The following is a 3,192-nucleotide window of genomic DNA, read 5'->3' as shown; positions in this document are numbered from 1 at the left end:
GGGTCACCTGGACACGCAGATCGGCGGAGATGGCCTGGGCGGTGGGCTGCCGGGCGTACCAGCCGATCGAGCCCGGCGCATACATCGCGTCGGTCGCCGTCCAGCCCTCGGCGACCGCGAACCCTGACTGGTTGGCCTGCTCGACGGCGGCGAAGATGGAGTGCTTTTGCTGGTGCAGCACGGCGGCCCCGTCCTCGGCGGTGGTCGCTGCAGTATCCAGCAGCTCGGCTTGCTGTTCGGCGGTGGTGGCGTGGCGGGCCATCGCGGCTTTCATCGCCTCATCGCCCTGACCCTGCCAGTCCAGCGAGTCGGCCTGGCTCTTGATCGTGCCCACCACCGAGCGGCGGCGCGCCGCCAGCTCGCGCCAGTGCGCGGCATTCTCGGTCAGATGCGACACGGTGTAGGCGCGCAACGCCGACTGGGTGGGGATCACGCGTTATGGGCTGTTCCGGTGATCGTGGTGGCCACGTTGTGCAGCATGTCCGCGGCATCGGAGTCGGTGGCTTCATAACCGGTCGCCGCGACCTGGGTCATCCCGGCGGTGGTGGCGATCTTTGTGTGCAGGTCGGCAGTGGCGACCTGGGCCGCGCCGGTCGCCCCGGCGGCGGCGAGCACCGTGGGCCACCCGCCAGACGGTTCCAGTGCTGGTGGCGCGGCGTGGAGATCGAAAGCCTCCATGTGCCAGCCGGTGCTGGTCACCCGCAATTGGGCTGGGGTGACGCGAAGGTTGTCGCCCATGCGGGGATTGTAGGGTGATGCTCACCGGGCGAGAACGTGTGGGACGAGACCACCGGGCGACATCAGCGATACCCCGGCGCATGAGCCCGACATCCTTGATCCCAGTAGAGAAAGTTCTCACGTGCGAGGTCAATGGCTGTTGTCGGCAGCGTGCGGGCGGGTGGGCCGACGCGGGATCGCGGTGAAGATGCTGGCCGCAGCGCGAGAGGCGCAAGCAGGTTGGCCTGGCGGCGGCTGGTGCGAACGCTGCCGGTGTTTTCACTGGCTGGTGGGATTGGTCTGGTGCTCGGCGGCGGATGCAGGGCGCAGTGGAGTGACCGGCGCGGACGGGAGCGCCAGCGGACGGAAGCGAAGGGAGCGTAGCGAAGCCCGGAGGTAGCCGCCGAGTTATCGGGTCTGCTCAGCGTGTGGTGAGGAACCCGATCAGGGTGTCGGCGTTGCGGCCGAGGTGGCCGAGGACATTGCTGCCTTTGGCGGCGGTGGCCTGTGATGGGGAGCCGATAACGCCGGTGGGTGTGTAGGCGTGGATGCCGAGGCTGGTGAGGTAGCGGCGGTCGTTGGCGGTGTGGTCGCTGGTCTGCCAGCCGTCGCGCAGGTAGTTGGGGTAGCTGGCGAGCAGGATGGAGGTTTCCAGTTCGCCGGCGTGCATGTCGTCGTGGTTGCTGCTGTGGATTCCTGCGGCGGTGCGGGCTTCGGCCCAGTCTTCGCGGCTGGGGTAGAGCCCCACCTTGACGGGGTTGTTGGGGTGGTTGGCTTGTTGGACGACGTTGGTGAGTACCGCGTTTCCGCCGTGGCCGTTGACGACGATCAGCCCGGCGACGTTCTGGCGTGCCAGCGATTCGATGATGTCAGCGACGATCGCGGCCAGCGTGGTGGCGCTGATGCTGATGGTGCCGGGGTAGGTGGCGTGTTCGTGGGAGCAGCCGAACGTGACCGGTGGTAGCTGAAACACGCTGTGGTACTGACTGATTGATGCTGCAATAGCGCTGGCGATGAGGGTGTCGGTGCCCAGCGGCAGGTAGGGGCCGTGTTGTTCGAAGGAGCCGACCGGCAGGACCGCGACGGGCCGGGTGGCCGCTTGGTCGGTGGTGGTGGTGTCGGGGATGACTCGGCGGCTCGTTGGGTGACTCCTTGGGTGGCGTTTTTGATGCGGCCGGCCAGCTGTTGCAGGATCGGGTCTTTGCTTCTGCGTCGGCGGTCCCGCACGATTGTGCCTGCCCTGGCCAGATGAAATCGGGCTCGCTGCGAGGGCGCGGACAGGTAGCCGGGGATCGCTGTAGCGGTCAGTGCCAGTGCCTGCTGATATTCGCTGGTGGCGAGGTAGGCGTGCAGGAGTCGCATGTCGGCCACGGTCTCATCGTGATGCTGCTGTGATGTCCAGGCGTGATGGTGCCCGGCGAGCAGCGCGCCGGCTTTATCGGGCTCACCGATGCGAAGATAGCCGGAGGCGATCTCGCTGGCGACGTAGGCGCCGTGGGCATAGATCGCATGATCTTGCGGGTGAGGTTGCAGGTCACCGAGTTCGAGGGGTGCGGCGGCGTGGCGATGAAATCCCCGCTCATTGTGATTGGCCAGCTCCGCGAGGGCCTGTTGGCGGGCGATGCTGGCGGCCAGACGACCCACGTCGTGACCGTCGATCAGTTCGGCGGCATCGGCGGCCAAGGCGGCGGCCAGGTCAGGGTTGGTGCGGGTGAGAATGTTGGATTGGCGCATCAAGATCATGGCGTTGAATGCTGGGCCGGCCGTATGCAGGTGCAAGGCGGCGGTGTGGGTGAGTTTCTCCGCGGCGGCGTGATCTCCGAGGTCTTGGGCGATCCACCCGGCGACCTCGGCGATAGCCCCCGCGGCACGGCGTATCTCTGCTTTGACCTGTGAGGGTGCGTGGACGATGAGGGATTCGATGGTGAGCAGATCGGATTCGACCAGGGGGCGGGCGTGCTGGGGGCCGAAGGTGTGCTCAGCTTGGATGTGGGCCTGTTGCTGGGCGGCGATGACGGCGAGCACATCGTGGTCGACGGGTAGTTGTAGCAGCAGTGGGTGCGGTAACTCGGTGGCGATGGGCACGCTGAACATCTCGTCGGGTTCGACGCCGAACACCGCGGCCAGTCTTCACGCCACACCGGGCCGAGCATCCCGGTCCGCTCGATCTGGGCGATTTTTTGTCGCAGGGACTCTTGGGTGGGCAGGTCGGCATCGCCGCGTAGCTTACGGACGTTTTCGACCTCGATTGCCAACTCGCGCAGGGTGTAGCCGTAGCGTTTGCGGGCTTGGCTGAGCCGCTGCGCGTTGAGTGCGCGGATCGGGTCGGCGCCGGCCATGACGTCGATCATGCCGCATACATCAGCGCAGTTCAGCTACCTGTGCGCGTTTACGGTCATCACTGCCTGTCACTGCCTGTCACTGCCTGTCACTTCCGGGCGCATCCAGGATGGCGATGTCCTTGAGTCGCGGCCG

4 protein-coding genes and 1 pseudogene are annotated in these 3,192 nt (G+C 66.6%); 2 read left to right on the top strand and 3 right to left on the bottom strand.

From position 1 onward, the window contains the following. From BST40_RS32180 to BST40_RS27610, 3 genes and pseudogenes are all read right to left on the bottom strand, one after another. Positions 1 to 433 (bottom strand): annotated as a pseudogene (locus BST40_RS32180) (hypothetical protein); the annotation flags it as partial. Then, a complete protein-coding gene (locus BST40_RS27615) occupies positions 430 to 738 on the bottom strand; it encodes a hypothetical protein (RefSeq protein WP_241780168.1) in 309 nt (102 codons plus the stop codon). The gene BST40_RS27615 and the pseudogene BST40_RS32180, both read right to left, overlap by 4 nt. A 400-nt stretch (positions 739 to 1,138) precedes the next feature. Continuing rightward, a complete protein-coding gene (locus BST40_RS27610) occupies positions 1,139 to 1,843 on the bottom strand; it encodes a creatininase family protein (RefSeq protein WP_083156496.1) in 705 nt (234 codons plus the stop codon). A 284-nt stretch (positions 1,844 to 2,127) separates the two neighbouring features. On the opposite strand from BST40_RS27610, the gene BST40_RS31265 reads away from it, so the two are divergent. Both BST40_RS31265 and BST40_RS31260 read left to right on the top strand, forming a co-directional pair. Beyond that, on the top strand, positions 2,128 to 2,613 hold the full coding sequence (locus tag BST40_RS31265) for a hypothetical protein (protein ID WP_158084049.1): 486 nt from the start codon (positions 2,128 to 2,130) through the stop codon (positions 2,611 to 2,613). Between the two features lie 6 nt (positions 2,614 to 2,619). Further along, positions 2,620 to 2,760 (top strand): hypothetical protein, encoded by a 141-nt coding sequence (locus tag BST40_RS31260; protein ID WP_158006287.1) that lies wholly within the window; start codon positions 2,620 to 2,622, stop codon positions 2,758 to 2,760. Positions 2,761 to 3,192: the final 432 nt, after the last annotated feature.

This window comes from Mycobacterium persicum (assembly GCF_002086675.1).
Taxonomy (GTDB): domain Bacteria; phylum Actinomycetota; class Actinomycetes; order Mycobacteriales; family Mycobacteriaceae; genus Mycobacterium; species Mycobacterium persicum.
This window is presented reverse-complemented; position numbering and strand designations above follow the sequence as displayed.

Excerpts from the sequence above, each read along its gene's own strand:
- BST40_RS27615 (WP_241780168.1), bottom strand. The coding sequence starts at position 738 with ATGGGCGACAACCTTCGCGTCACCCCAGCCCAATTGCGGGTGACCAGC.